Genomic DNA, 23621 nt, shown 5'->3' with positions numbered 1-23621 from the left:
CGTTTCTTGGTGTAGGCGAAATTTTCATCAGTAACGAGAGAACTGCTGTGTGAAGACCGCCGCCAGTGCCGAGCTCAAATCGTCACTGAGCGTGCTGGTGTTGCGCACAGCATAGCCGCCTCCATTCTTCCAATGCACGGTTCGATCCATGTGCAGGCGCATGGAGGCCATGTCCAGCACCCGCACCCGAAGCTGGACGAGGCTGTCACTTTCCCACAGCACCAAAGAGGGCTGCACTTGGGTGCGCACGTCCAGTTCTTCCACGCGCACTTGTATCAGCATGCTGAACGGGGTGGCTTGGCCACGCGCCCAGCGGATCATGTCGATGTCTGACAGCGTCAGCGGTGAGCGCCCCATGGCCTGCCCGGCGATGTAGGCATGGGGGAAACAATCCCTCCGCGCAAAATACTGGCGGATGCCCCGTTCGGCAGCGGCTTCGCGCTCGGCCCGATGGTGCTGATCCTTGCGCCAAGCAGCTCCCCACAGAATCAGCACCGGACTGACGGTGCCATCCTCCTGGCAGACGGGGCGACTGTCTCCTGCGTGGTATTGAACGACGGTGGTAGAGGTGCATCCGCCCAGCGCGAATGCCAGCAGCAAAGCGCTGCAAAAGCGGAACAAGCGGTGTCGGATCGGCATGGTGTATGCGGCAGGGAGCGGGTGGCCTGGAGACATCGGGCAATGTTACCCAGAGTGAACTGATGCAACGAGGTGTGAACCTCGCCGCATTGGCCCAACGCCGTGGTGTGATTTATGCATAGCATGGGCCATGACAACCTCCCTTTTCACTTCGTCACGGCAACCTCACAGTGCGCTTGAAGACGCACAAGCCTTGTTTGCGGGCACTCTGTTTGTTTCATTGGCCCTCATCTTGTTCAGCCAAGTGGGCATGATCACCGGTGGCACAGCGGGCGTGGCCTTTGTGCTGCACCACCTCACGGGGGTGAGTTTTGGCAAGCTGTTTTTTCTCATCAACCTGCCGTTTTACGGCTTTGCGTGGCAGCGCATGGGGCGGGAATTCACACTTAAAACGTTCGGGGCGGTGGCCTTGCTTTCGCTGTTGACCGAGTGGTCACCCGCGTTGTTCGCGATCGAGCGTTTACACCCGGCCTACGCGGCGGTGCTGGGTGGGCTGCTGCTGGGCTCGGGGTGTTTGTTTTTGGCCCGACATCGTGCCAGTTTGGGGGGCGCGACCGTGGTGTCGTTTTACTGTCAGCAGGCGCTGGGTTGGCGTGCAGGCCACGTGCAAATGGCCCTGGACGTGAGTGTGCTGCTGCTGGCGGCCAGTGTGTTGCCGTGGGATCGGGCGGCGTATTCGATGCTGGGGGCGGTGGTGATGAGCTTGTTTTTAGCCATCAACCATCGGCCAGGGCGTTACACCGGAGGGTGAAGGCATTGAGGGCACTCCGGTAGCATGCCCGGATGCAAAAACGGTTTTCCATGCCTTTCGAATGGCAGATCGGGTGGCGCTACACCCGTGCCGGGCGCTCGGGGCGGCGCAACGGGTTCATCTCCTTCATTTCGTTGGTGTCGGTGATCGGCATTGCGCTGGGCGTGGCGGCGCTCATCATCGTCCTCAGCGTCATGAACGGCTTCCAAAAGAAGGTGCGCGACCGCATGCTCGCCGCCATCCCCCATGTGGAGCTGCGCGATGCCCAAGGGCTGGCGCTGCCGGATTGGTCGGCCCTGGCCCAGCGTGCCCGTGAACTGCCGCAAGTGCGCGAGGCGGCGCCTTTCGTCGCTGTGCAATCTTTGCTGGCGCGGGGGGAAACGATGCGCGGCGCCGTCGTGCGCGGCGTGCTGCCCGAGCACGAACCCCGTTTGACCGAACTGGCCAGCCAACTCGCCCGCGAAGGCACCCTGGCCAAACTGCAACCGGGGCAATGGCGCATCTTGCTGGGCAGCGAAATGGCCCGGCAACTGGGCGTCATCGAAGGCGATAGCGTCACCATCATCACGCCTGGCGGGCAAGTGACCCCGGCGGGGGTGGTGCCACGCCTCAAACAATTCACCGTTGCGGGGATTTTTCACGTCGGTCACTACGAATATGACAGCGGGCTGGCGCTGATTCACCTCGACGACGCCGCACGCCTCTACCGCACCGGCGGCCCCACCGGCGTGCAGCTCCAATTGGTGGATCAACAACAAGCCCGCGCCGTGGCCGAACAGTTGCGCGGGCGCCTCGGCCCCGACGTCATGGTGACGGACTGGACGCGCACCAACGCCGCTTGGTATGACGCCGTGCAGATCGAGAAACGCATGATGTTCATCATCTTGACGCTCATCGTTGCGGTGGCGGCGTTCAACCTCGTGTCCACCCTGGTGATGACGGTGACCGACAAACGCGCCGACATCGCCATCTTGCGCACCCTGGGCGCCAGCCCGCGTTCGATCATGGCGATTTTCATGGTGCAGGGCGCGGCCAGCGGCTTGATTGGCACCGTGGCCGGTGTGCTCGGCGGCGTGCTGGTGGCGTTCAACATCGATGTCATCGTCCCGACGATTGAGCGCGCCTTGGGCGTGAGTTTCCTGCCCGGCAGCATTTACCTGATCACCCAAATGCCCAGCGATCCGCAGATGGCCGACATCCTGCCCATTTCCTTGATTTCCGTGCTGTTGGCTTTCGCGGCCACGCTGTACCCGAGCTGGCGCGCCAGCCGCGTCAACCCAGCGGAGGCGCTGCGTTATGAGTGAGTTCCTGCGTGCCGGCACCGCACCGGTGCTCACCGCCACCGGCCTGACCAAGCGGTTTCAGGAAGGGGGCCTGGATGTGCCCGTGCTGCAAGGCGTGGATTTTGGGATCGATGCGGGGCAAACGCTGGCCATCGTCGGGGCGTCGGGTTCCGGCAAAAGCACTTTGCTGCACCTGCTCGGTGGTTTGGATGCGCCCACCCAAGGGCGCGTGGTGCTGCAAGGGCGCTCGTTTGCGGACATGAGCCCCGCCGAACAAGGCGCCTGGCGCAACCGCCACCTGGGGTTTGTGTACCAGTTTCACCACCTCTTGCCCGAATTCAGCGCGTTGGACAACGTCGCCATGCCGTTGCGCATCCGCCGCCAAGCGCCTGAATTGGCGCGTGCCACAGCCTGCCGCATGTTGGAGGCTGTAGGGTTGGGCGCACGGGTGATGCACCGCCCGGCAGAGTTGTCCGGCGGGGAGCGCCAGCGCGTGGCCTTGGCGCGGGCCTTGGTGACGCAACCCGCATGTGTGCTCGCCGACGAACCCACCGGCAACCTCGACCGCGACACCGCCGACAAAGTGTTCGAACTGATGCTCACCCAGGCGCGTGAACAAGGCGTCGCCTTCGTGTTGGTGACGCACGACCCCGGTTTGGCCGCCCGGTGTGACCGCACCTTGCGTTTGCAGTCGGGGCGTTTTGTGGTGTGACTCATAACCTCATGCCATAAGCAACTGAAGAAACAGTTGTTTGCATGAATATGCGGGTTTCTCATAATGGGCCCCAACACGGCCCATTGCCTCTTTTTGGCCCCGCAGATCCAATGTACCAATACACCGACTTTGACCGCCAGTTCATCCGCCAACGCGCGTTTCAGTTCCGCGACCAGTTGGAGCGCAACCTCGCTGGCGAGTTGGCCGACGATGACTTCCGCCCGCTGCGCTTGCAAAACGGTTGGTACATCCAACGCCACGCGCCCATGCTGCGCGTGGCCATTCCTTACGGTGAGTTGGCCAGCCGCCAATTGCGCCAACTGGCCGTGATCGCCCGCGAATTCGACCAAGGTTTCGGCCACTTCACCACGCGCCAGAACCTGCAATACAACTGGATTCCGCTGCCCCGCGCCGCCGACGCCATGGACGCCTTGGCCGAGGCGGACATGCACGGCATCCAAACCAGCGGCAACTGCATCCGCAACATCACCACGGATTGTTTTGCGGGCATCGCGCCGGACGAAGTGGTCGATCCGCGCCCGTACGCCGAAATCCTGCGTCAGTGGAGCACGCTGCACCCGGAATTCGCCTTCTTGCCGCGCAAGTTCAAGATTGCCATCAGCGGTTCGGTGGAAGACCGCGCCGCCATCGGCTGGCATGACGTCGGCCTGCAACTGGTGAAGAACGACGCCGGCGAGGTGGGTTTCAAGGTGCTGGTCGGCGGTGGCATGGGCCGCACGCCCATCGTTGGCACGGTGGTGAATGCGTTCGTGCCGTGGCAAGAAATTTTGGTGTACCTGGAAGCCATCGTGCGGGTTTACAACCGCTTTGGCCGTCGGGACAACGCTTACAAAGCGCGCATCAAAATTTTGGTGAAGGCCGAGGGCCAGAAGTTCATCGACGCGGTGAACGCCGAGTTCGACAAAATTGTGAATGTGGACGTGGATGGCCGCGAGCACATCATCCCAGCGGGCGAGTTGGAGCGTGTGTCGCGCCACTTCGTGGATCCGAACGGCGTGCGCCCAGCCACCCAAGGCTTTGATCCGAACCGCACCGGCCCGGCGCCCGCCGCGTTCCTGCGCTGGTTGGAGCGCAACGTCCACGGCCACCGCGTGCCGGGTTACCGCGCTGTGACGCTGTCGCTCAAGCGTGTCGGTCAAGCGCCCGGCGACGTGACCGCCGAGCAAATGGAACAGGCCGCCACCATGGCCGACCGCTACTCGCTGGGCGAGTTGCGCGTGTCGCACGATCAAAACCTGGTGCTGCCGTGGGTGCGCGAGGCCGATTTGCTGACCGTCTGGCACGCTGCCAAGGATGCCGGTTTTGCCACGCCCAACATCGGCCTGTTGACCGACATGATCGCCTGCCCCGGCGGCGACTTCTGCGCCCTGGCCAATGCCCGCTCCATCCCGGTGGCTGCCAGCATCACCGAGCGCTTCGACGATCTGGACGCCATTTATGACCTGGGCGACATCGATCTGCACATCAGCGGTTGCATGAACTCCTGCGGCCACCACCACACCGGCCACATCGGCATCCTCGGCGTGGACAAGGATGGGCAGGAGTGGTACCAAGTGTCGGTCGGCGGCTCGGATGGCAGCACCCTGAGCGGTGCCTCGGTGCCCGGCAAGGTGATTGGCCCCTCGTTCGCGGCCGAAGAAGTGGCCGACGTGGTCGAAGCCCTGATCGACGTATACCGCCGCGAGCGCCAGCCGGGTGAGCGGTTTGTCAACACCGTGCGCCGCCTGGGCGTGCCGCCGTTGCGCACCGCCACCGACGCTGTGCGCCACATCACCGCCGCCTAAAAACCCCCGGAACACGAGCAACGCCATGCAATTCATTGATTCGCACGACACCCTCTGGCACACCGTGGGCGGTGAAGACGGCCCGCAACCGCACCCCAAACCCGCTGACCATCGGCTGCTGACGCTGGAACAGTGGCACGCCGTGCGCGACACCTGGCCGGCTGGCCTGACCACTGGCGTGAGCCTGTCCAACACCGTGGACGTGGAAACCCTGGCCGCCGACCTGCCGCGCCTGGCCCTCATCGTGCTGAACTTCCCCAAGTGGACGGATGGCCGCGCCTACAGCCAAGCCAAAGTGCTGCGCTCGCGCCTGCGTTTTGCCGGCGACGTGCGCGCCGTGGGCGATGTGTTGGTGGACATGGTGCCGCTCATGGCCCGCACCGGCTTCAGCCAAGCCAAGCTGCGCCATGACCAGCGCGTCGAATCCGCCCAGCGCGCTTTGACCCACGTCACCGCCCACTACCAGGGTGATGTGTCGGCCACCCGCCCCCTGTTTGCTCGGAGTGCTGTATGAACGCCCCCGTCGAATCGTCTCTGCTTTCTTCCACTGGCGATGAAGCTGTGAGCGCCTTGCCGTGGGCTCAGGCCACGTCCAGCGCCATCGATTTGTATGCGCGCCACACAGCGGGTTTTGAGGAGCGCGTCGCCGCCACGGTGGCGCTGCTGCGCCAAGCGGCGGCGGAGCATCCCGGCCACATCGTGCTGGCCAACAGCCTGGGTGCGGAAGACATGGTGCTGACCGACTTGATCGCCCGGCACCAGATCCCCATCACCATCGGCACGCTGCAAACCGGCGCGCTGCACGCCGAGACGCTGGCGCTGATTCCGCAGATCGAAAGCCGTTATGGCTTGAAGGTCGAGCTGTACGCGCCGCCGCAAGAAGCGGTGATCCAGTTTGTGCGCCAACACGGCGAGCAGGCGATGTACCAAAGCATTGAGCTGCGCAAAGCCTGCTGCAACGTGCGCAAGATGGAACCGCTGAGCCGCATGCTCGCTGGCCGCAGCGCCTGGGTGACGGGCTTGCGCCGCGAACAATCGCAAAACCGTGGCACCATGCCGGCCCACGAGATCGAGCCCAATGGCCGCGCCAAGTACAACCCCCTGGTGGATTGGACGTGGGCGGACGTGTGGCACCACATCTCGACCCACAACGTGCCCTACAACACCCTGCACGATCAGTTCATGCCCAGCATCGGCTGCGCACCGTGTACCCGCGCCATTGCCGTCGGTGAGGAGTTCCGCGCCGGTCGCTGGTGGTGGGAAGACGAGTCGGCCAAAGAGTGTGGGCTGCACGTGCGCAAGACCCCTCAGCCCGCATGATCGCTTCGCCACGGCCCGACGCTTTGTTGTCCCCTGAACTGCCGACGCCCGGTCGGGTGGTGTTCATCGGTGCCGGCCCTGGCGTGGCGGATTTGATCACCCTGCGCGGCGCCCGTGCGCTGGCCAGCGCCGACGTGGTGCTGTTCGATGCCTTGGCCGACCCAGCCCTGCGAGATTTGGCCCCCCACGCCGAGTGGATCGACGTGGGCAAACGCGGTTTCGTTCACGGCACGGCGCAACAACGCATCAATGCCTTGTTGGTGCAACACGCCCAAGCCGGGGCGCGGGTGGCGCGGCTCAAGGGCGGCGATCCGAGTGTGTTCGGGCGGCTCGAAGAAGAACTCGAAGCCTTGGCCGAACACGGCATTTCGTTCGAAGTGGTGCCGGGGGTGACGGCGGCTCTGGCCGCTGCGGCCCAAACCGCCCGCCCCTTGACGCGCCGGGGCTTGGGCCGCAGCGTGGCGCTGGCCACCGCCATGACACACAACCAAGCGCTGGATGTGGGTCGGCGCGGCCAGCCGCGTGCCGACACCGAGGTGTTCTACATGGCCGGGCAGCAGCTCCAAGCCCTGTCCGAACAATTGCGGGCTGCTGGGTGGCCGGAGGAAGCGCCGGTGTTGGCGGTATCGCGTGCGGGTTGGCCGGATGCCCGTCACAGCCAGCACACCGTGGCCACGTTGGGGCAGGCCAGCACCGAGCACGCCGGGCGGCCCACGGTGGTCACCGTGGGCATCGGTGCAACCCCCGTGCGGCAAGGCACCGCAGCGATTGCGGGCCATCAATCGCCAACCCCTGTGCAATCTTAGAATCCCGGGTTTGCCGCCCTGCTTGCAGCTCTGGCGGGCCCGTCTCTCAACCTTCATCGTTTTTTGCCATGACCCACGTCGTCACCGAAGCCTGCATCCGCTGCAAGTACACCGATTGCGTCGATGTTTGCCCCGTCGATTGCTTCCGCGAAGGCCCGAATTTCCTCGTCATTGATCCGGACGAATGCATCGACTGCGCCGTGTGCATCCCCGAGTGCCCGGCCTCTGCCATCCTGCCGGAAGAAGATGTGCCGGCCAGCCAGCAGGAATACATCAAACTCAACGCCGACTTGGCCGCCAAGTGGCCCAGCATCACCAAGCGCAAGCCCGCGCTGGCCGACGCCGATGAATGGAAGAACCGCACTGGCAAGCGCAGTGAGCTGATTGAGTGATCCTGACGCGGGCGAGTGTTCGCCTGAGCTGATCCAACCCGCTGCGGCGGGTTTTTTGTTGCCCTGAATTTGAACCATTGCAATGCCAGTGAACTGTGAGACAAGGATGAGACCCGCCCCCGCCATGCGTTGGACGCCCGTGGCGTTCGTCTGTGCGGTGGGAACGTTGGCCGGGCCGGTTGGCGCTCAGGAGGGCGTGCCACCCGTTGCTGAAGTGGAAGTGCAAGGCCGCCCGCTGGCCCGGCCCGTCGGTGTGGCGGGGTTTGGTGACGTGCCGCTGGCCCGCACACCGCTGCAAGCCACCGTCGTGACATCGGCTCAACTGGCGGATTTGGGCGTGGACAGCGTGGCCGGTCTGTCCGCGCTCGATGCCAGCGTCGGTGACGCTTACAACGCACCAGGTTACTGGGGCTCGTTCCGGGTGCGCGGCTTCTTGCTCGATCCGCGTGCCAACTATCGGCGCGACGGGATGCCGATCAACGCCGAAACCGCCTTGTTGTTCAACAACGTCGAGCGCGTCGAGCTGCTCAAAGGCACCAGCGGCATCCAAGCTGGCGTGAGTGCGCCGGGCGGGCTGGTGAATTTGGTGGTGAAGCGCCCTCGGATGACGGCGCAGCGCACCCTCACGGCGGGGTGGTCGGAAAACGGCACCGCCTCGCTGGCCCTGGATTGGAACCAACCGCTGGATGAGGCTACGCAAAGCGCTGTGCGTTTCAACCTGCTGAGCGAGCGCCTGCGCCCCGAAGTGCGTGATGCGCAAGGCCATCGCCACCAAATCGCCCTGGCCGGGCAGACGCGTTTGACTGCGGTGGATTGGCTGGAAGCGGAGCTGGAGGTGTCCCGGCAAGTGCAACCCAGCGTGCCGGGGTTCAGTTTGCTGGGCGGGCGTTTGCCTTCGGCGCAAGACGTCGATCCTCGGGTGAGCCTGAACAACCAGCGTTGGTCGCAGCCCGTGGTGTTCGATGGGCAGGTGGCCAGTTTGCGTTGGACGCACGAGCTGGGTGAGTCGTGGCGCTCGGTGGCGCAGCTCATGGGTCAGCACCTGCGCACGGACGACCAGGCGGCCTTCCCCTTGGGCTGCTCCAACGAAAACAACTACGCCAGCTATTGCAGCGACGGCCACGTCGATCTGTACGATTTCCGCAGCCTGGGCGAGCGCCGCACCACCACCGCCGCCGCTTGGACGCTGGAAGGTGAAGCGGTATGGGCGGGCCTGCGGCATCAACTCAGCACCGGTGTGTTGTGGAGCGACTACCGTGCCCGTCTGGGGCCGCAAGGGTACGAATGGGCGGGCGTGGGGTCGGTGGACGGTTCGATTCAGGTCGATCCTGCCCCGACACCGAGTTATGCCAACGTCGATCGCACCGAGCGCAGCACCGAAGTGCATCTGCGCGACGTGGTATCGCTGACGGCCAACACCCAACTTTGGCTGGGCGTGCGCCACACCTGGCTGGATCGCGCCAGCGTCAACACGGACGGCAGCGAGGCCGTGGCGTACCGGCAGGCCGTCACCACGCCCTGGGTGGCGGTGAGTTATGCGCTGGCCCCGCAGTGGGTGGCCTATGCGAGCTGGGGTCAGGGCGTGGAAACCAGCGTGGTGCCGAATCAGCCAGCATACGCCAACGCGGGGCAGCCGCTGGCGGCGCTCAAGAGCCGTCAAACCGAACTGGGCCTGAAGTTTGACGGCACCACAGGCGGCTGGAGCCTGGGTGTGTTCGACATCCACCAACCCAAGACCGCCGACGCAGGCACTTGTGCGGGTGCGGGCACCTGCCAACGGGTGGTGGATGGGGAAGCCCATCACCTGGGTTTGGAAGGAACAGGGGAGGTGCGTTGGGGCGCTTGGAGCTTGCAAGGCAGTGCGATGTGGTTGCGGGCGCGGCGCCAAGGGTCGGCCACGGCATCCCTCAACGGGTTGGTGCCAGAGAACGTGGCAGAGCGGGCGTTGCGGGCGCAGTTGGGGTATCAATGGGCTTCGGGCTGGGCGGTGCAGGCGTTGGTGTCCCACGAAGGTTCCCGTATGGTGTTGCCGGACAACAGCCTGCGCTTGCCCAGTTGGACAACGCTCGGCCTGGCCACACGCTACACCCTGCGCACGTCCGGCCACGACCTGACATTGCGGGCCGGCGTGGACAACGCAGCGGATCGCCGCGCCTGGAAAGAGAGCCCCTACCAGTACGAGCACACCTATTTGTACCCACTGGCGCCGCGCACTTTTCGCATCAGTGTGCAGATGGGCTTGTAAAGACGCCAAAAAGCTGTCTATAATCTGAGGCTTCACTTCCCCGATAGCTCAGTCGGTAGAGCGCCGGACTGTTAATCCGTAGGTCCCTGGTTCGAGCCCAGGTCGGGGAGCCAAGTGAAACTCACACCGAGTTGAGTGCTGGTTCGTTTCAGTTTCAGCATTCAACAGCAGCTTGCAAGCTGTTCCCCGATAGCTCAGTCGGTAGAGCGCCGGACTGTTAATCCGTAGGTCCCTGGTTCGAGCCCAGGTCGGGGAGCCAAAAATTCAGCAAGTTTGTTCCCCGATAGCTCAGTCGGTAGAGCGCCGGACTGTTAATCCGTAGGTCCCTGGTTCGAGCCCAGGTCGGGGAGCCAAAAACAAAGCCCGAGTGCGCAAGCCCTCGGGCTTTTTTGTGGCTGCTTCAGCGGGCCACACCCACCATCGTCGCCTGCATCAACGCCACCACCTTGTAAGCGTCGCTGTGGGCGGTGTAGGCGCGCACTTCACCGGTGCAGACGATCAGCGTCCTGCCCGCATTTTGGACGCGGCCAACCGCCACAAACCGCTCACCAATGGCGGGGCGCAGCAAGTTGATCTTGAATTCAGCGCTGACCACGTCCTTGTCGGGCGGCAATTGGGTCAGGGCCGCGTAGCCGCAAGCGCTGTCCACGATGCTGGTGATGGCCCCCGCATGCACAAACCCCTGTTGCTGGGACACCTTGGGTGAGTACGGCAAAGCGATCTGAACCTCCCCGACCTCAACGGCTTCCAGGGTGGCCCCCAACGTGGCCATGAGGCCCTGGGCAGCGAAGTTTTGGGCAATGCGGTCGTACAACGAAGACGGTGTGTTCATGGTGGGCGCCTGTGTCAAAACAAAAAAACGTCACGCCGGCGTGAGAGAAGTGCTTTCAGGCAGCCCCAGCTCGCGGCGTACTTCGGCCAGCGAAGCGCGCAGCGTGGCCACCTCCTGACCGAGCCGGGCCACTTCCGCTCGCAATGCGGCCAGTTCGCCAGCGCTCACACTGGCTGCATCCCCGTGTGTACCCGCCGCCGAAGGTGCTGGCAGGGTCGGTTCGCCACACAGCAGATGCGTCCACCGTGCTTCGCGTTCGCCTGGCGCACGCGGCAGTTTCACCACGCGAGTGGGAGATTTTTCCGTCAGTTCTTCGAGAAAGGCTTCGACGGACGACATGTCGGCAAAACGGTGCAAGCGCTCGCTGTTCAAGCGCAGCTCGGCCACGGTTTGCGGGCCACGCAGCATCAGCGTGGTCAGCAGCGCCACGGATTGGCTTGGCACCCCCAACCCCCGCCCCATGTTGTGCTCAAAGCGCACCACGCGGGTGCCGCTCACGGTTTGCACCAGGTGGTGGCTTTTGAGGCCGTCCAGTGCCACCAGCACGTCGTCCTCGCTGGCATCCATCACGGGCGAGCGGGCCGTCTTCTGGTTGCAGCCCGCCACCAGAGCGTTCAGGGACAACGGGTAGGTGTCCGGTACGGTGTGCTGCTTTTCTACCAGTACGCCCAGCACGCGGGCTTCGAGTAGGGTTAGCACCAAATGCGGGTCACTCATGCGGAGATCTCCACTCAGACCGAGAAACCATCGTCCGCCTGGATGATGGCGCCGTTGATGAAGTGGCTTTCATTGGCGCACAGCATCATCAGCACCGAATCCAGATCCTTGGGCTCGCCGACACGCTTGCGTGGCAGGCTGCTCAACAGGCGCTGGCCGTGTTCGGTTTGCCAGTGGTGGTGGTTGAGTTCGGTGTCGATGTAACCTGGGCAAATGGCGTTGACGTTGATGCCGTGCTTGCCCCATTCCAGCGCTTGGGCGCGTGTCATTTGGATCACGGCGGCCTTGCTCATGGCGTACACGCCCAACTGGCTCACCGCCCGCAGCCCGACGACCGAGGCCACGTTGACGATGCGCCCGCCCGTGAACGTGCCCGGTGCGGCGCCCTTGGCGCGGGCGATCATGCGCTTGGCCACTTCCTGTGCGACGAAGAAGGCGCCCCGGGTGTTGGCGCTCATGACCTCGTCGTAATCGTCCGGGGTCACATCGGTGAGTTTTTGCGTGGTGCTGAGGCTGGCGCTGTTCATGAGAATGTCCAGCGCGCCCATTTCCGTTTCCGCATGGGCGACGGCGGCGCGGATGCTGTCCACATCGTTCACGTCCAGCGCCACGACGTGGGCATCACCACCGAAGCCTTCGATTTCGGCGCGCAACGTTTTGAGGGCTTCCAGTTGGCGGCCCGCCAGCACCACGGCGGCGCCGGCTTTGGCCAGAGTGCGGGAAAACTGCTCGCCCAAGCCGCTGGCAGCGCCCGTCACCAGGGCCACGCGGCCCGAAAGGTCAATGTTGTAACTCATGCTTGGCATCTGGTTGCTTGGAAAACGCCAAGCATGCCAGATGCCGCACGTCAGTGGCCCAGGTAGGCTGCGCGCACCTGTGGGTCTTCGAGCAGATCGCGCCCCGAGCCGGACATGGTGACTTCCCCCGACTCCATCACATAGCCGCGATTGGCCAGCGCCAGCGCCCGGCTGGCGTTTTGTTCCACCAGCAAAATGGTCGTGCCTTGGCCGTGGATGGTTTCGATCACCTCGAAAATTTTGTCCACCATGATGGGCGACAGGCCCATGGACGGCTCATCCAACAGCAGCACTTTGGGGCGTGCCATCAAGGCCCGGCCCATTGCCAGCATTTGCTGTTCACCACCGGACATGGTGCCGGCCAGTTGCTGCGCACGCTCTTTCAGGCGCGGGAAGGTGGTGAACACCTTCTCGATGTCGGCGTCGATCTCGCCATCGTTGCGGGTGTAGGCGCCCATCTGGAGGTTTTCGACGATGGTCATGCGCGTGAAGGTGCCCCGGCCTTCGGGCACCATCACCAGCCCTTGGCGCGCCAAGTCCCACGCGCCTTGGCCTTTGATGGACTTGCCGAGGTACTCGATGTCCCCCGCCATCACCGGTTGCAGGCCGGTCACAGCTTTCAGGGTGGTGGTCTTGCCGGCCCCGTTGGCGCCGATCAAACTCACCAATTCGCCCTCGCGCACCTCGAAACTGGCGCCTTTGACGGCCTGAATGCCACCGTATGCCACCTTCAGGCCGCTGATTTTGAGCAAAGTTGCTTGTGTCATGTGCTGATCCTCGTTCTTGCGGCGCGCTCAGTGCGGTTGATGACCGGCGCCCAGATAGGCTTCGATCACCTTTTCGTTGCGCTGCACCTCGGCGGCGGTGCCTTCGGCAATTTGTTTGCCGTAGTCCAGCACCGTGACGCGGTCACACAGGCCCATCACCAGCTTCACGTCGTGTTCGATGATGAGGATGGTGCGTCCGTCCTTGCGGATGCGGTCGATCAGCTCGCGCAGCACCACTTTTTCGGTGGCGTTCATGCCGGCGGCGGGTTCGTCCAAGGCGATCAGCTTCGGGTCGGTGGCCAGGGCGCGGGCGATTTCCAAACGACGCTGGTCGCCATAACTCAAGGTGCGCGCCTTGTAGTGGGCGAAGTTACCGATGCCGACGTAGTCGAGCAGCTCCTGCGCTCGGCGGCGGATGGCGGCTTCCTCGGCCTTGAAACCGGCGGTGCGGAACATCGCGCCCAGCAGCCCCGAGTTCGTGCGAACGTGCCGGCCAACCATGACGTTTTCCAGCGCCGTCATCTCCGCAAACAGCCGGATGTTCTGGAAAGTACGGGCAATGCCGGCTTTGGCCACTTCGTGAACCGTGGTTGGTTTGTAGGGCGCGCCGCCGAGTTCGAAGGTGCCACCATCGGGCGTGTACAGGCCGGTGATGACGTTGAAGAACGTCGTTTTACCGGCGCCGTTCGGGCCGATCAGGCCGTAGACCTGGCCGGGCAGGATGGTCATGTTCACGCCGGACAGGGCTTGCAAGCCGCCGAATCGCTTGGAGACGCCCTGGACGTTGAGGACGGGTTGGCTCATGGAATGGGTTTCCTTCCGTATCTCAGGGTCGATCAGGGCAGCTTGACAGCGTGCGGGGCGGCCTTGCCATGCTCAGGCGAGGGCCACAGACCACGCGGGCGCAGCAGCATGATGACGATCATGGCCAGCGCGATCAGCAACTGGCGCAGGATGGCGGCATCCAACCGGCCATCGGTGAGTTGTTGCAGCGGGCCGGCGACGTAGCGCAGCACTTCGGGCAGGGCCGCCAGCAGCAACGCTCCCAGAATCACGCCCGGGATGTGGCCCAAACCGCCCAGCACCACCATCGCCACGATCATCACCGACTCCATCAGCGTGAACGATTCCGGCGACACGAAGCCTTGGAAGGCCGCGAACATCGCACCGGACACGCCACCGAACGTCGCGCCCATGCCGAAGGCCATCAGCTTGAGGTTGCGGGTGTTCAGGCCCATGGCTTTGGCGGCGATTTCGTCTTCACGAATGGCCATCCAAGCGCGGCCAATGCGCGAGTCTGCCAAGCGGTGGCACAGCACCACCGCGAACACCACCAGGGCGAGGAACAGGTAGTAGTACAGCGTCACGCCGGGAATTTCCAGGCCACCCAGGTGCAGTGGTTGGCTGAAATCCACACCGAACAGGCGCATCGGATCGATTTGGCTGATGCCACGCGGGCCGTTGGTCAGGTTGATGGGATGTTCCAGGTTGTTCATGAACACCCGGATGATTTCGCCAAAACCGAGGGTCACGATGGCCAGATAGTCCCCGCGCAGCTTGAGCGTGGGCGCACCCAAGACCATGCCGGCGACCCCAGCGATCAACGCCGCCATTGGGATCACCAGCCAAATCGGCATGTGCAAACCTTCGGGGAACATGGCTTTGATCCACTCGAAGTTGTCGGTGAGGTGCGGCGAGGCCAGCAAGGCGAACATGTAGGCGCCCACGGCGTAGAACGCCACGTAGCCCAAGTCCAGCAAGCCGGCGTAACCGACCACGATGTTCAACCCCAGCGCCAGCAGCACATACAGCAGCGCCAAGGCCATGATGCGCACCCAGCCCTGGCCGAACGAGCCGGCCAGCAGGGGCAGTGCCAGCAGCGCAAAAGCCGCCAGCAGGAAGATGACAATCTTCTGAGATTTCATGATGCGTGTTTCTCCGTGCAGGGCGCGCTCATCAAGCGCGGTCGGCGACACGTTCGCCCATCAGGCCCGAGGGGCGCAGCGTCAGCACCAGGATCAGCACCAAGAAGGCGAAGATCTCAACGTAGTGGCTGCCGAAGACACCGCCCGTCAGTTCACCCAGGTAACCGCCGCCCAGGGCTTCGATCAGGCCCAGCAGCACCCCGCCGACCATCGCGCCCGTGAGGTTGCCGATGCCCCCGAACACCGCCGCCGTGAAGGCTTTCAGGCCCGGCAAGAACCCCATCGAGTGCTGCACCGTGCCGTAGTTGGCGGCCCACATGATGCCGGCCAGCGCGGCCAGCGTGGCACCGATCACGAACGTGGCGCTGATGATGTGATCCGGGCGCACGCCCATCAAACTGGCCACACGCGGGTTTTCAGCGGTGGCACGCATGGCGCGGCCCAGCTTGGTGCGGTTCACCAACCACAGCAGCAGACCGAGCACCGTGACGGTGGTCACGAGGATGAGGATTTGGGTCAGCGTGATGACGGGGCCGTCTTCCCACAGGAAGAACACCTCCATCGGGATCACCGAGGGAAAGGGCTTGGGATTGGGCTTCCAGATGATCATCGCCAGCGTTTGCAGCAGCAGGCTCATGCCCATGGCGGTGATCAGCGGGGCCAAGCGTGGCGCATTGCGCAACGGTCGGTAAGCGATCTTTTCAATCGTGAAGTTCAAAATCGAACACACGATGATGGCGGCCACCAGCGACAGCAGCAGCAAGGCCCAACCGGGCAGACCACTGTCTTGCAGGAAGGTGATGACCGTCCAACTCACCATCGCCCCCACCATCAGCACTTCACCGTGGGCGAAGTTGATCAAGCTGATGATGCCGTACACCATCGTGTAGCCCAGTGCCACGAGCGCATACATGCTCCCGAGCACCAGACCATTGATGATCTGTTGCACAAAAATGTCCATTGAAGGCTTTCTCCAGGGTTGGGTCGTGACGGGGCGAGAACGCCCCGGCCTCATGCCCGGCGCAGATTGCAAGAATCCCGCCACCCGGAAGCCCGCCTTCCACCCAGCAGCCACCCGGCGGCGCACAACGGCGCCCAAGCGCGGCCGATTTTAGGAAGCACCCCCAGGGTATTGACTCGGTGTTTTCCGTTTCTTGGCGATGAATTCGCCAATCAGGCCCGGTCGGGCAGAGGGTTATTCGCCGCTTCGTTGAGCGAGCGCAACTGATTCAATTTTTCCCCAATCTTCAGCTCCAGCCCCCGTGCGACGGGTTGGTAGAGGGGGTGAGACGGCATTCCGTCCGGCCAGTACGATTGCCCAGCCGAAAAACCGCCCGGCTCGTCATGGGCGTAGCGGTAGCCCGCCCCGTGGCCCAGGTGTTTCATCAGCGAAGTCGGCGCGTTGCGCAGGTGCGCGGGCACGGGTTGCGAGCCTTGGGTTTTCACCAGGGCCTGCGCGGCTTTCCAGGCCACATACACCGCATTCGACTTGGGCGCCACCGCCAGATACACCACGGCCTGCGCCAACGCCAGCTCGCCTTCGGGGCTGCCCAGGCGCTCGTAGGTTTCGGCGGCGTCCAGGGCCAGACGCAGGGCGCGGGGGTCGGCGTTGCCCACGTCCTCGTTGGCCATGCGGATGAGGCGCCGCGCCAGGTAACGCGGATCGGCCCCGCCATCGATCATGCGGGCGAACCAATACAGGGCTGCATCCGGGTCGGAGCCGCGCACGGATTTGTGCAGGGCGGAAATCGTGTCGTAAAACTGATCGCCGCCCTTGTCGTAGCGGCGCAGTTGTTCCCCAAGGGAACGCTCCAACAGCGCCTCGTCCAGTTCGGAGGCGCCTTCGGCTTGGGCGACGAGGTTGTCGTAGGCGTTGAGCAAGCGGCGTGCGTCGCCATCGGCCCAGGCGATGAGGCGCGAGGCGGCAGCGTCGCTCAAAGGCGGCGCGTCCAGCACGCTTTGCGCCCGGGTGAGCAATTGGCGCAAATCGGTGGCGTCCAGCGCATGCAACACATGCACGGTAGCGCGGGACAGCAGCGCCGAATTCACCTCGAACGACGGGTTTTCCGTCGTCGCGCCGATGAACACGAACAGGCCGGATTCGACGTGCGGCAAAAACGCATCCTGCTGGGCTTTGTTGAAACGATGCACCTCGTCCACAAACACCAGCGTGCCTTGCCCCGCTTGACGGGCGATGTGCGCCTGTTCGACGGCCTCGCGGATGTCCTTCACCCCCGCCAGCACCGCCGATAAGACGATGAACCGCAGCTTGACCGCCCCCGCCAACAACCGCGCCAGCGTGGTTTTGCCCACGCCGGGCGGCCCCCACAAAATCATCGAGTGCAAGCGCCCGCGTTCAAACGCTCGGCGCAGTGGCCGCCCTGGCCCCAGCAGATGCGCTTGGCCGATGACCTCGTCCAACGTCAACGGGCGCAGCCGCTCCGCCAAAGGAGGGGGTGGGCCGGCGGGGGCGAACAAGTCCGGGTTCACTGCTCGGCCACGTCCGCACCAGCGGGGGGCACGAAGCGGAAAGTCTCCGGCGGCAAACTGGCTTCGGCTTGAAAGCGGCTCAGGCGCAGCATGGAACGCTGGCCGAAACTGTCGGCAATTTCCACCGCCGCCAGCGTGCTGCCTTGAAAGCCCACTTTGAGCCACTGGATGGTGTTGTCGCGCTGGCGCGGGGTGGCGCGCACCCAGGCCAAGCCGTTTTGATCGGGCTCGGCTTTCAGCTCGAAATCCTTGTCCATCGACGACGATGCCAACAAACTGGCCGGCGTGCTGCCCAGCGCATCACCGAGTTTGCGCACCGTCACCTGGTTCAAGTCGGGGTCGTGGAACCAGACCTTCACGCCATCACTGACGATGGTTTGCGGCTCGGGCTTGACGTACACAAAGCGAAAACGGTTCGGCCGCAAAAACTCGAACTGGCCGTTGGACACTTTCTGCCGCTTCCCATCGGGGGCGCTGACGGTTTGGGTGAAATCCGCCCGGCCCGCTTTGACATCGCGCACAAAGGCGCGCAGCAACTCGACCGAATCCGCCGCCCACACCGCCCCTGGCCCCGTCAGCAGTCCGACGAGGGCCAGCAAGCCGCCCGCCAAGCTGGATCGGCGGGAGAGGCGTTGCACCTTGTTCATCGTTTCATCCTTCTTCGCGTTGCGGCACCAACAATTCGCGGTTGCCGTTGTGGCCCATGGGCGACACCAGCCCGGCCTTTTCCATCTGTTCCACCAGCCGCGCCGCCCGGTTGTAGCCGATGCGCAAATGCCGCTGCACCGAAGACACCGACACACGCCGGTGTTGCAGCACCAGGGCCACGGCTTGGTCGTACAGCGGATCGGCTTCCGGATCGGCGCTGGCACCGCCCCCGCCACCGGACGATTCACCCTCCAGCACGCCGCCTTCTAGGATGCCTTCGATGTAGTCCGGTTCGCCTTGGGCTTTGAGGGCCGTCACCACGCGATGCACCTCGTCATCGCTGACGAAGGCACCGTGCAAACGCATGGGCACGCCACTGCCAGCGGGCAGGTAAAGCATGTCGCCCATGCCGAGCAGGGCTTCGGCGCCCATTTGGTCGAGGATGGTGCGGCTGTCGATTTTGCTGCTGACCTGGTAGCTCAAGCGCGTCGGGATGTTGGCTTTGATGAGACCGGTGATCACGTCCACGCTGGGGCGCTGCGTCGCCAAAATCAGGTGGATGCCCGCCGCCCGCGCCTTTTGTGCCAAGCGGGCGATGAGTTCTTCGATTTTCTTGCCCACCACCATCATCAAGTCTGCCAATTCGTCGATGACGATGACGATGCAGGGCAGGTGATCGAGCGGTTCGGGCGCGTCCGGCGTCAGGCTGAGCGGGTTGGGCACGAATTCTTCGCGTTCGGCGGCTTCGGCGATCTTGCGGTTGTAGCCCTCCAAACCGCGCACGCCCAGCTTGCTCATGAGTTTGTAGCGCCGCTCCATTTCTGCCACACACCAAGTCAGGGCGTTGGCGGCTTGTTTCATGTCCGTCACCACGGGGCACAGCAGGTGGCCGATGCCTTCGTAGACGCTCATTTCCAGCATCTTCGGATCGATGAGGATGAGGCGCACCTGCTTCGGATCGGCCTTGTAGAGCAAGCTCAAAATCATGCCGTTGATGCCCACAGACTTGCCCGAACCCGTCGTGCCCGCCACCAAGCAGTGCGGCATGCGCGCCAAATCGGCACAAACGGGCTGGCCGACGATGTCCTTGCCCAGCGCCACGGTGAGCGGGGAGGGTGCTTCTTTGTAGCTGGCCGCCCCCAGCAACTCGGACAGGCGAATGGTGTGGCGTTTGGGGTTGGGTAACTCCAAGGCCATGAGGTTTTTGCCGGGGATGGTTTCCACCACGCGGATCGACACCAAGGAGAGCGAGCGCGCCAAATCCTTGGCCAGATTCACCACCTGGGAGCCTTTCACCCCGGTGGCCGGTTCGATTTCGTAGCGCGTGATCACCGGCCCCGGCTGCGTGGCCACGACGCGCACTTGCACGCCGAAATCCTTGAGTTTCTTTTCGATCAAGCGGCTGGTCAGCTCCAGCGATTCGGGAGTGATGGTTTCGCTGCGCTGCGGGGCGGGGTCGAGCAGGTCGAGGCCCGGCAAGCTGCGCCGCGTGCGTGGCCGGGGCGGCGGTGAGGGCGCACGCGGTGCCGGTGCCGGTGCGGTGGCGGTCGCGGATGCCGCCGTTGGGGTGTCCCAGGGTGGGGGTTCTTCCCAATCGGCTTCGTCGGGCACAGGCAGGGAGGGCGGAGCGGCGTCCGCTTCGGCGGGTGTGATGATGCGCACGGGCGGCGCTTCGCTGCGTGGGGGCGTGCCTTCGGCGTAGCGTTCGCGTTCGGCTTGAGCGAGTTCACCCAGGCGGGTGTCCTCATCGCGTTCCAACTGCTCGGCGCGGCGCTCGCGCAGGCCATCGACCCACGCGCCCAGCGTTTCTGCCACCGTGCCCCACGAGAAACGGAACACCCAAGGCAGGGCCATCACCAGCATCACCACCCACATCAACCCGGACAGTTCAAAGCCCAGCGTCTTCATCGACCACGGCCCGAGGTAGTAGCCCAACACCCCCCCGGCGTGGCCGGGCAAGCGGGTTTCGAGGGCATACACCCGTGTCCACTCCAGTGCCGAGCTGGCGCTCATCAGCAACATCAAACCGCTCCAGCAGCGCCAACCGCCCCAGCCGGACGAGGGGCGTGGGGCCGGGTCGTAGCGGTCGCGCAGCTCGCGGGCCAGTTGCATGAAAACGGCATACCAGCCCGTCAACACCAGCCACCAGACGCTGAAGCCAAACAGCACCAAACTCAAGTCTGCCAGCCAAGCGCCGGGCAGGCTGAGCCAGTTGTGGATCGGTAAATCGTCCCCCGTGGTGGAAAACGCCGGATCGGTGGCGCTGCGGCTCACCAAGGCCAAGGCCAAACCCAGCCAAGCCAAGGCGTGAACCACCAGGCGCAAGCGCCGCACCAGCAACTGCCAGGGCGGTAGCCCCAGCGGCAAAGGCTCAATGGCCGGGGTTCGGCTGGTCGGGTTGACGCGCCCCATCATCGTGATGACAGCTCCTGTGGTTTCTGAAAAAGCGGGGCGCTCGGCGGGCTAAAGGGGGTCTTCAGCACCGAGAAGGCGCCTTCCGTAGAATGCCGTGATCTTACCGGCGCCGGTTTTGGCGCCCCTCCTAGCCCCCAGTTTCCGATGAGCACTTCACCCGTCCACGCCCAGGTTTTGATCCTCGGTTCCGGCCCGGCCGGTTACACCGCAGCCATCTACGCAGCCCGCGCCAACTTGAAGCCCTTGCTCATCACCGGCATGGCCCAAGGCGGCCAACTGATGACCACCACCGAGGTGGACAACTGGCCCGCCGACGTGATGGGCGTGCAAGGCCCCGAGCTGATGCAGCGCTTTCAGCAGCACGCCGAGCGCTTCAACACCCAGATGGTGTTTGACCACATCAACGCCGTCGATCTGAGCCAGCGCCCCTTCACCCTCACCGGCGACAGCGGCACCTACACCTGCGACAGCCTGATCCTGGCCACCGGTGCTTCGGCCAAGTACCTGGGTTTGCCGTCTGAAGAAGCGTTCATGGGCCGGGGCGTGAGCGCCTGCGCCACCTGCGACGGTTTCTTCTACCGTGGCGCCGAGGTGTGCGTGGTCGGTGGGGGCAACACGGCGGTGGAAGAAGCGCTGTACCTCTCCAACATCGCCGCCAAGGTGCATCTGATTCACCGCCGCGACAAGTTCCGTGCCGAAGCCATCATGATCGACAAGCTGATGGAGAAAGTCGCCGCCGGCAAAATCGAGCTGCACCTGCACCAGACGCTGGACGAGGTGCTGGGTGACACCAGCGGCGTCACCGGCGTGCGCCTCAAGAACGTGAACGACGGCGCCACCCGTGAGCTGGCGCTGACGGGCTGTTTTATCGCCATTGGCCACCAACCGAACACCGGTATCTTCGAAGGCCAGTTGGCCATGAAGGACGGTTACCTCGTCACCCAAGGCGGCCAAAACGGCTTCGCCACCCAGACCAGCGTGCCCGGCGTGTTCGCTGCCGGCGACGTGCAAGATCACATTTATCGCCAGGCCATCACCTCGGCGGGGACGGGTTGCATGGCCGCGTTGGATGCACAACGCTTCTTGGAGCAACAGGCGCACTGAAATCGCCTATAATCGTCGTCTTTGCCGAAAGACGGCCCGGTAGTGTCCACGCGCTGCTGTGCTGCTTTCGCTTCATGGGTGCCCAACCAAGCGTAAGCGTGACACCGGCGTGCTGCGGCTCGATGACCCAGCATCGCGCTCATGCTGCCCCTGCTCTAGGCACCAGCTCCTGAACATCTGGACAAAATTGGAGAAGCGTCATGGCACGCGTCTGTCAAGTCACGGGCAAGGGCCCGATGGTGGGTAACAACGTTTCCCACGCCAACAACAAGACCAAGCGTCGTTTTCTGCCCAACCTGCAATATCGCCGTTTCTGGGTCGAGAGCGAAAGCCGCTGGGTGCGTCTGCGCATCAGCTGCGCTGCGCTGCGTCTGATCGACAAGGTCGGCATCGACCAAGTCGTGGCCGATCTGCGTGCCAAGGGCGAGCTCTGATCCGACGGATCACGAGCCATTGAACTGACTCAGGAGAACATACCATGGCAAGCAAAGGCGGTCGCGAAAAGATCAAGCGGAGTCCACCGCAGGCACCGGCCACTTCTACACCACGGCAAAGAACAAGAAGACCACGCCCCAAAAGCTGGAATTCATGAAGTTCGACCCGAAGGCACGCAAGCATGTGCTGTACAAGGAAATCAAGCTGAAGTAATTCAGCCGACTTCCTCGCACCTTGCGAAAAAAAGCCCGCCCATCGGCGGGCTTTTTTCATGCCCGAACGGAACGCAACTGCACGGAAAACTCACGCAACGCCACGATGCCGCTGGCCTCGGCACGGCGGCACCAGTCTTGCAAATCGGCGACGAGTTGCTCGGCGGAAACGTTGGTGCGTGTCCACAACTGGCGCAGCTCCTCGCGCATGGTGACGAGTTGCTCCAGCGTCGGCGTGTGCGCCAGCACCTGTTGCAACTGTTGGCGCACGCTGGCGGGGATCATGTCCGCATCGCGGTGCAGCCAGCGTTGCGCCAAGCGCATCTCCGACCACGCTCCCGGCTGGGCGCCGTGGCCTTGGGCTTTTAAGCGCGCCACTTCATCCGCACAAGCGCGGCGCAGTTGTTTGGCGTAGTGGGCCATGACCTCGTAGCGGTGGGCAATCACAGCGTTCAAAGTTTGAGCGTCGGCCACCTCACGCGCTGGGCCGAGTTCCATGTGCGGCGCCACCTTGCGCACCTTGGCCCAACCGATGCACTCCAGGGCACGGATGTAACCCCAGCCGATGTCAAACTCAAAGGGTTTGACCGAGAACTTGGCCGATGTTGGGTAAGTGTGGTGGTTGTTGTGCAGCTCCTCACCGCCGATCAACACCCCCCAGGGGCTGACGTTGGTGGACGCATCCGGCGCTTCAAAATTGCGGTAGCCCCAATAGTGGCCCGCGCCGTTGATGACGCCTGCGGCCCACAGCGGAATCCAGATCATCTGCACCGCCCAGACCGTCAAGCCCAGCGCGCCGAACAGCGCCAGGTCGATGACCATCATCAGCGCCACGCCCAGCACGTTGTGGCGGCTGTAGAGGTGACGCTCCAGCCAATCGTTCGGGGTGTTGTGGCCGTACTTTTGCACCGTGGCGGGCACCTGGGCCTCGGCACGGTACAGCTCAGCGCCTTGCAGCAGCACGGTGCGGATGCCCCGGGTGATGGGGCTGTGCGGGTCGTCCTCGGTTTCGCACTTGGCGTGGTGTTTGCGGTGGATGGCCACCCACTCCCGCGTCACCATGCCCGTGGTCAGCCACAACCAAAAGCGGAAAAAGTGCGAGGGCACGGGCCCCAGCTCCAGCGCCCGGTGCGCTTGGCAGCGGTGCAGAAAAATCGTCACCGCTGCGATGGTGAGGTGCGTCAACACCAAAGTGATGAGCACGATTTGCCACCACGCTGCTTCCAGCAGCCCGGCCTGTGCCCAGTGCGCCAGCGTTTGCACGCTGCTGTCCCACGTCGTCATGTGCCACTCCTTTGCCACAAACCCGTATCTATCAAGACA

At 63.9% G+C, this 23621-nt stretch carries 23 protein-coding genes, 3 tRNA genes and 1 pseudogene; 15 read left to right on the top strand and 12 right to left on the bottom strand.

Features of this window, described 5'->3' with window-relative positions; genetic code table 11:
• Positions 1-27: 27 nt before the first annotated feature.
• Positions 28-639, bottom strand: coding sequence for a hypothetical protein (locus VITFI_RS12245; protein WP_157725672.1), 612 nt, complete (start codon positions 637-639; stop codon positions 28-30).
• 130 nt (positions 640-769) lie between these two features.
• Between VITFI_RS12245 and VITFI_RS12240 the strand changes: the two genes are divergently transcribed.
• From VITFI_RS12240 to VITFI_RS12185, 12 genes are all read left to right on the top strand, one after another.
• Positions 770-1390 (top strand): YitT family protein, encoded by a 621-nt coding sequence (locus VITFI_RS12240; RefSeq protein ID WP_089417201.1) that lies wholly within the window; start codon positions 770-772, stop codon positions 1388-1390.
• Positions 1391-1440: 50 nt separating this feature from the next.
• Positions 1441-2694: a lipoprotein-releasing ABC transporter permease subunit gene (locus VITFI_RS12235; RefSeq protein WP_198301459.1), complete on the top strand. Its 1254-nt coding sequence runs from the start codon at positions 1441-1443 to the stop codon at positions 2692-2694.
• Entirely contained in the window at positions 2687-3385 is a 699-nt protein-coding gene (locus VITFI_RS12230; protein ID WP_089417199.1) for an ATP-binding cassette domain-containing protein, read from the top strand. The genes VITFI_RS12235 and VITFI_RS12230 overlap by 8 nt, the downstream gene beginning before the upstream one ends.
• A 113-nt stretch (positions 3386-3498) precedes the next feature.
• The gene (locus VITFI_RS12225; RefSeq protein WP_089417198.1) at positions 3499-5193 is read left to right on the top strand and encodes a nitrite/sulfite reductase; all 1695 of its coding nucleotides are present in this window, start codon (positions 3499-3501) and stop codon (positions 5191-5193) included.
• A 25-nt stretch (positions 5194-5218) separates the two neighbouring features.
• A complete protein-coding gene (locus VITFI_RS12220; protein WP_089417197.1) occupies positions 5219-5707 on the top strand; it encodes a DUF934 domain-containing protein in 489 nt (162 codons plus the stop codon).
• Positions 5704-6513, top strand: a complete 810-nt coding sequence (locus VITFI_RS12215) for a phosphoadenylyl-sulfate reductase (protein ID WP_089417196.1) — start codon at positions 5704-5706, stop codon at positions 6511-6513. Before VITFI_RS12220 ends, VITFI_RS12215 begins: the two co-directional genes overlap by 4 nt.
• Positions 6510-7319 carry a uroporphyrinogen-III C-methyltransferase gene (cobA, locus tag VITFI_RS12210; protein ID WP_089417195.1) on the top strand — a complete coding sequence of 270 codons (810 nt, stop codon included), beginning with the start codon at positions 6510-6512 and terminating at the stop codon, positions 7317-7319. The genes VITFI_RS12215 and cobA overlap by 4 nt, the downstream gene beginning before the upstream one ends.
• 68 nt (positions 7320-7387) lie before the next feature.
• Positions 7388-7711 (top strand): ferredoxin FdxA, encoded by a 324-nt coding sequence (gene fdxA / locus VITFI_RS12205; RefSeq protein WP_089417194.1) that lies wholly within the window; start codon positions 7388-7390, stop codon positions 7709-7711.
• A 106-nt stretch (positions 7712-7817) separates the two neighbouring features.
• Positions 7818-9956: a TonB-dependent siderophore receptor gene (locus VITFI_RS12200; RefSeq protein ID WP_198301458.1), complete on the top strand. Its 2139-nt coding sequence runs from the start codon at positions 7818-7820 to the stop codon at positions 9954-9956.
• Positions 9957-9993: 37 nt separating this feature from the next.
• Positions 9994-10069: transfer RNA gene (locus tag VITFI_RS12195), tRNA-Asn, on the top strand.
• A 70-nt stretch (positions 10070-10139) separates the two neighbouring features.
• Positions 10140-10215 (top strand) — tRNA-Asn (locus tag VITFI_RS12190).
• An 18-nt stretch (positions 10216-10233) separates the two neighbouring features.
• Positions 10234-10309 (top strand) — tRNA-Asn (locus VITFI_RS12185).
• Positions 10310-10356: 47 nt separating this feature from the next.
• On the opposite strand, the gene VITFI_RS12180 is transcribed toward VITFI_RS12185, so the two are convergent.
• The 10 genes from VITFI_RS12180 to VITFI_RS12135 all read right to left on the bottom strand — a co-directional run bounded on the left by VITFI_RS12180 (position 10357) and on the right by VITFI_RS12135 (position 20547).
• Positions 10357-10788, bottom strand: coding sequence for a PaaI family thioesterase (locus VITFI_RS12180; protein ID WP_089417192.1), 432 nt, complete (start codon positions 10786-10788; stop codon positions 10357-10359).
• 30 nt (positions 10789-10818) lie between these two features.
• Positions 10819-11505 carry a YceH family protein gene (locus VITFI_RS12175; protein ID WP_089417191.1) on the bottom strand — a complete coding sequence of 229 codons (687 nt, stop codon included), beginning with the start codon at positions 11503-11505 and terminating at the stop codon, positions 10819-10821.
• 14 nt (positions 11506-11519) lie between these two features.
• Positions 11520-12302: an SDR family oxidoreductase gene (locus tag VITFI_RS12170; RefSeq protein WP_089417190.1), complete on the bottom strand. Its 783-nt coding sequence runs from the start codon at positions 12300-12302 to the stop codon at positions 11520-11522.
• A gap of 50 nt (positions 12303-12352) precedes the next feature.
• Entirely contained in the window at positions 12353-13069 is a 717-nt protein-coding gene (locus tag VITFI_RS12165; protein ID WP_198301457.1) for an ABC transporter ATP-binding protein, read from the bottom strand.
• A 27-nt stretch (positions 13070-13096) separates the two neighbouring features.
• Positions 13097-13873 carry an ABC transporter ATP-binding protein gene (locus VITFI_RS12160; RefSeq protein ID WP_089417189.1) on the bottom strand — a complete coding sequence of 259 codons (777 nt, stop codon included), beginning with the start codon at positions 13871-13873 and terminating at the stop codon, positions 13097-13099.
• Between the two features lie 32 nt (positions 13874-13905).
• Positions 13906-14994 (bottom strand): branched-chain amino acid ABC transporter permease, encoded by a 1089-nt coding sequence (locus VITFI_RS12155; protein WP_089417188.1) that lies wholly within the window; start codon positions 14992-14994, stop codon positions 13906-13908.
• A 31-nt stretch (positions 14995-15025) separates the two neighbouring features.
• Complete coding sequence (locus VITFI_RS12150; protein WP_089417187.1) at positions 15026-15955, bottom strand: branched-chain amino acid ABC transporter permease; 930 nt, start codon at positions 15953-15955, stop codon at positions 15026-15028.
• Between the two features lie 212 nt (positions 15956-16167).
• On the bottom strand, positions 16168-17472 hold the full coding sequence (locus VITFI_RS12145; protein WP_232476613.1) for a replication-associated recombination protein A: 1305 nt from the start codon (positions 17470-17472) through the stop codon (positions 16168-16170).
• Between the two features lie 8 nt (positions 17473-17480).
• The gene (lolA, locus tag VITFI_RS12140; RefSeq protein ID WP_089417185.1) at positions 17481-18131 is read right to left on the bottom strand and encodes an outer membrane lipoprotein chaperone LolA; all 651 of its coding nucleotides are present in this window, start codon (positions 18129-18131) and stop codon (positions 17481-17483) included.
• Positions 18132-18135: 4 nt separating this feature from the next.
• Complete coding sequence (locus VITFI_RS12135; RefSeq protein ID WP_198301456.1) at positions 18136-20547, bottom strand: DNA translocase FtsK; 2412 nt, start codon at positions 20545-20547, stop codon at positions 18136-18138.
• Between the two features lie 144 nt (positions 20548-20691).
• On the opposite strand from VITFI_RS12135, the gene trxB reads away from it, so the two are divergent.
• The 3 genes and pseudogenes from trxB to rpmG form a co-directional block, all read left to right on the top strand.
• Positions 20692-21651, top strand: coding sequence for a thioredoxin-disulfide reductase (gene trxB, locus VITFI_RS12130; RefSeq protein WP_089417184.1), 960 nt, complete (start codon positions 20692-20694; stop codon positions 21649-21651).
• A gap of 200 nt (positions 21652-21851) precedes the next feature.
• Positions 21852-22085: a 50S ribosomal protein L28 gene (gene rpmB, locus VITFI_RS12125; protein WP_089417183.1), complete on the top strand. Its 234-nt coding sequence runs from the start codon at positions 21852-21854 to the stop codon at positions 22083-22085.
• Positions 22086-22152: 67 nt separating this feature from the next.
• A pseudogene (gene rpmG / locus VITFI_RS12120) lies at positions 22153-22299 on the top strand (50S ribosomal protein L33); the annotation flags it as partial.
• A 56-nt stretch (positions 22300-22355) separates the two neighbouring features.
• Here the strand turns inward: rpmG and VITFI_RS12115 are convergent.
• Complete coding sequence (locus VITFI_RS12115; RefSeq protein WP_089417182.1) at positions 22356-23582, bottom strand: DesA family fatty acid desaturase; 1227 nt, start codon at positions 23580-23582, stop codon at positions 22356-22358.
• Positions 23583-23621 lie beyond the last annotated feature (39 nt).

It is taken from the genome of Vitreoscilla filiformis, from assembly GCF_002222655.1.
Classification (GTDB): Bacteria; Pseudomonadota; Gammaproteobacteria; order Burkholderiales; family Burkholderiaceae_C; genus Ideonella; species Ideonella filiformis.
Note: the sequence above shows the minus strand (reverse complement) of the source record. Positions and strands in the feature narration are given on the sequence as shown.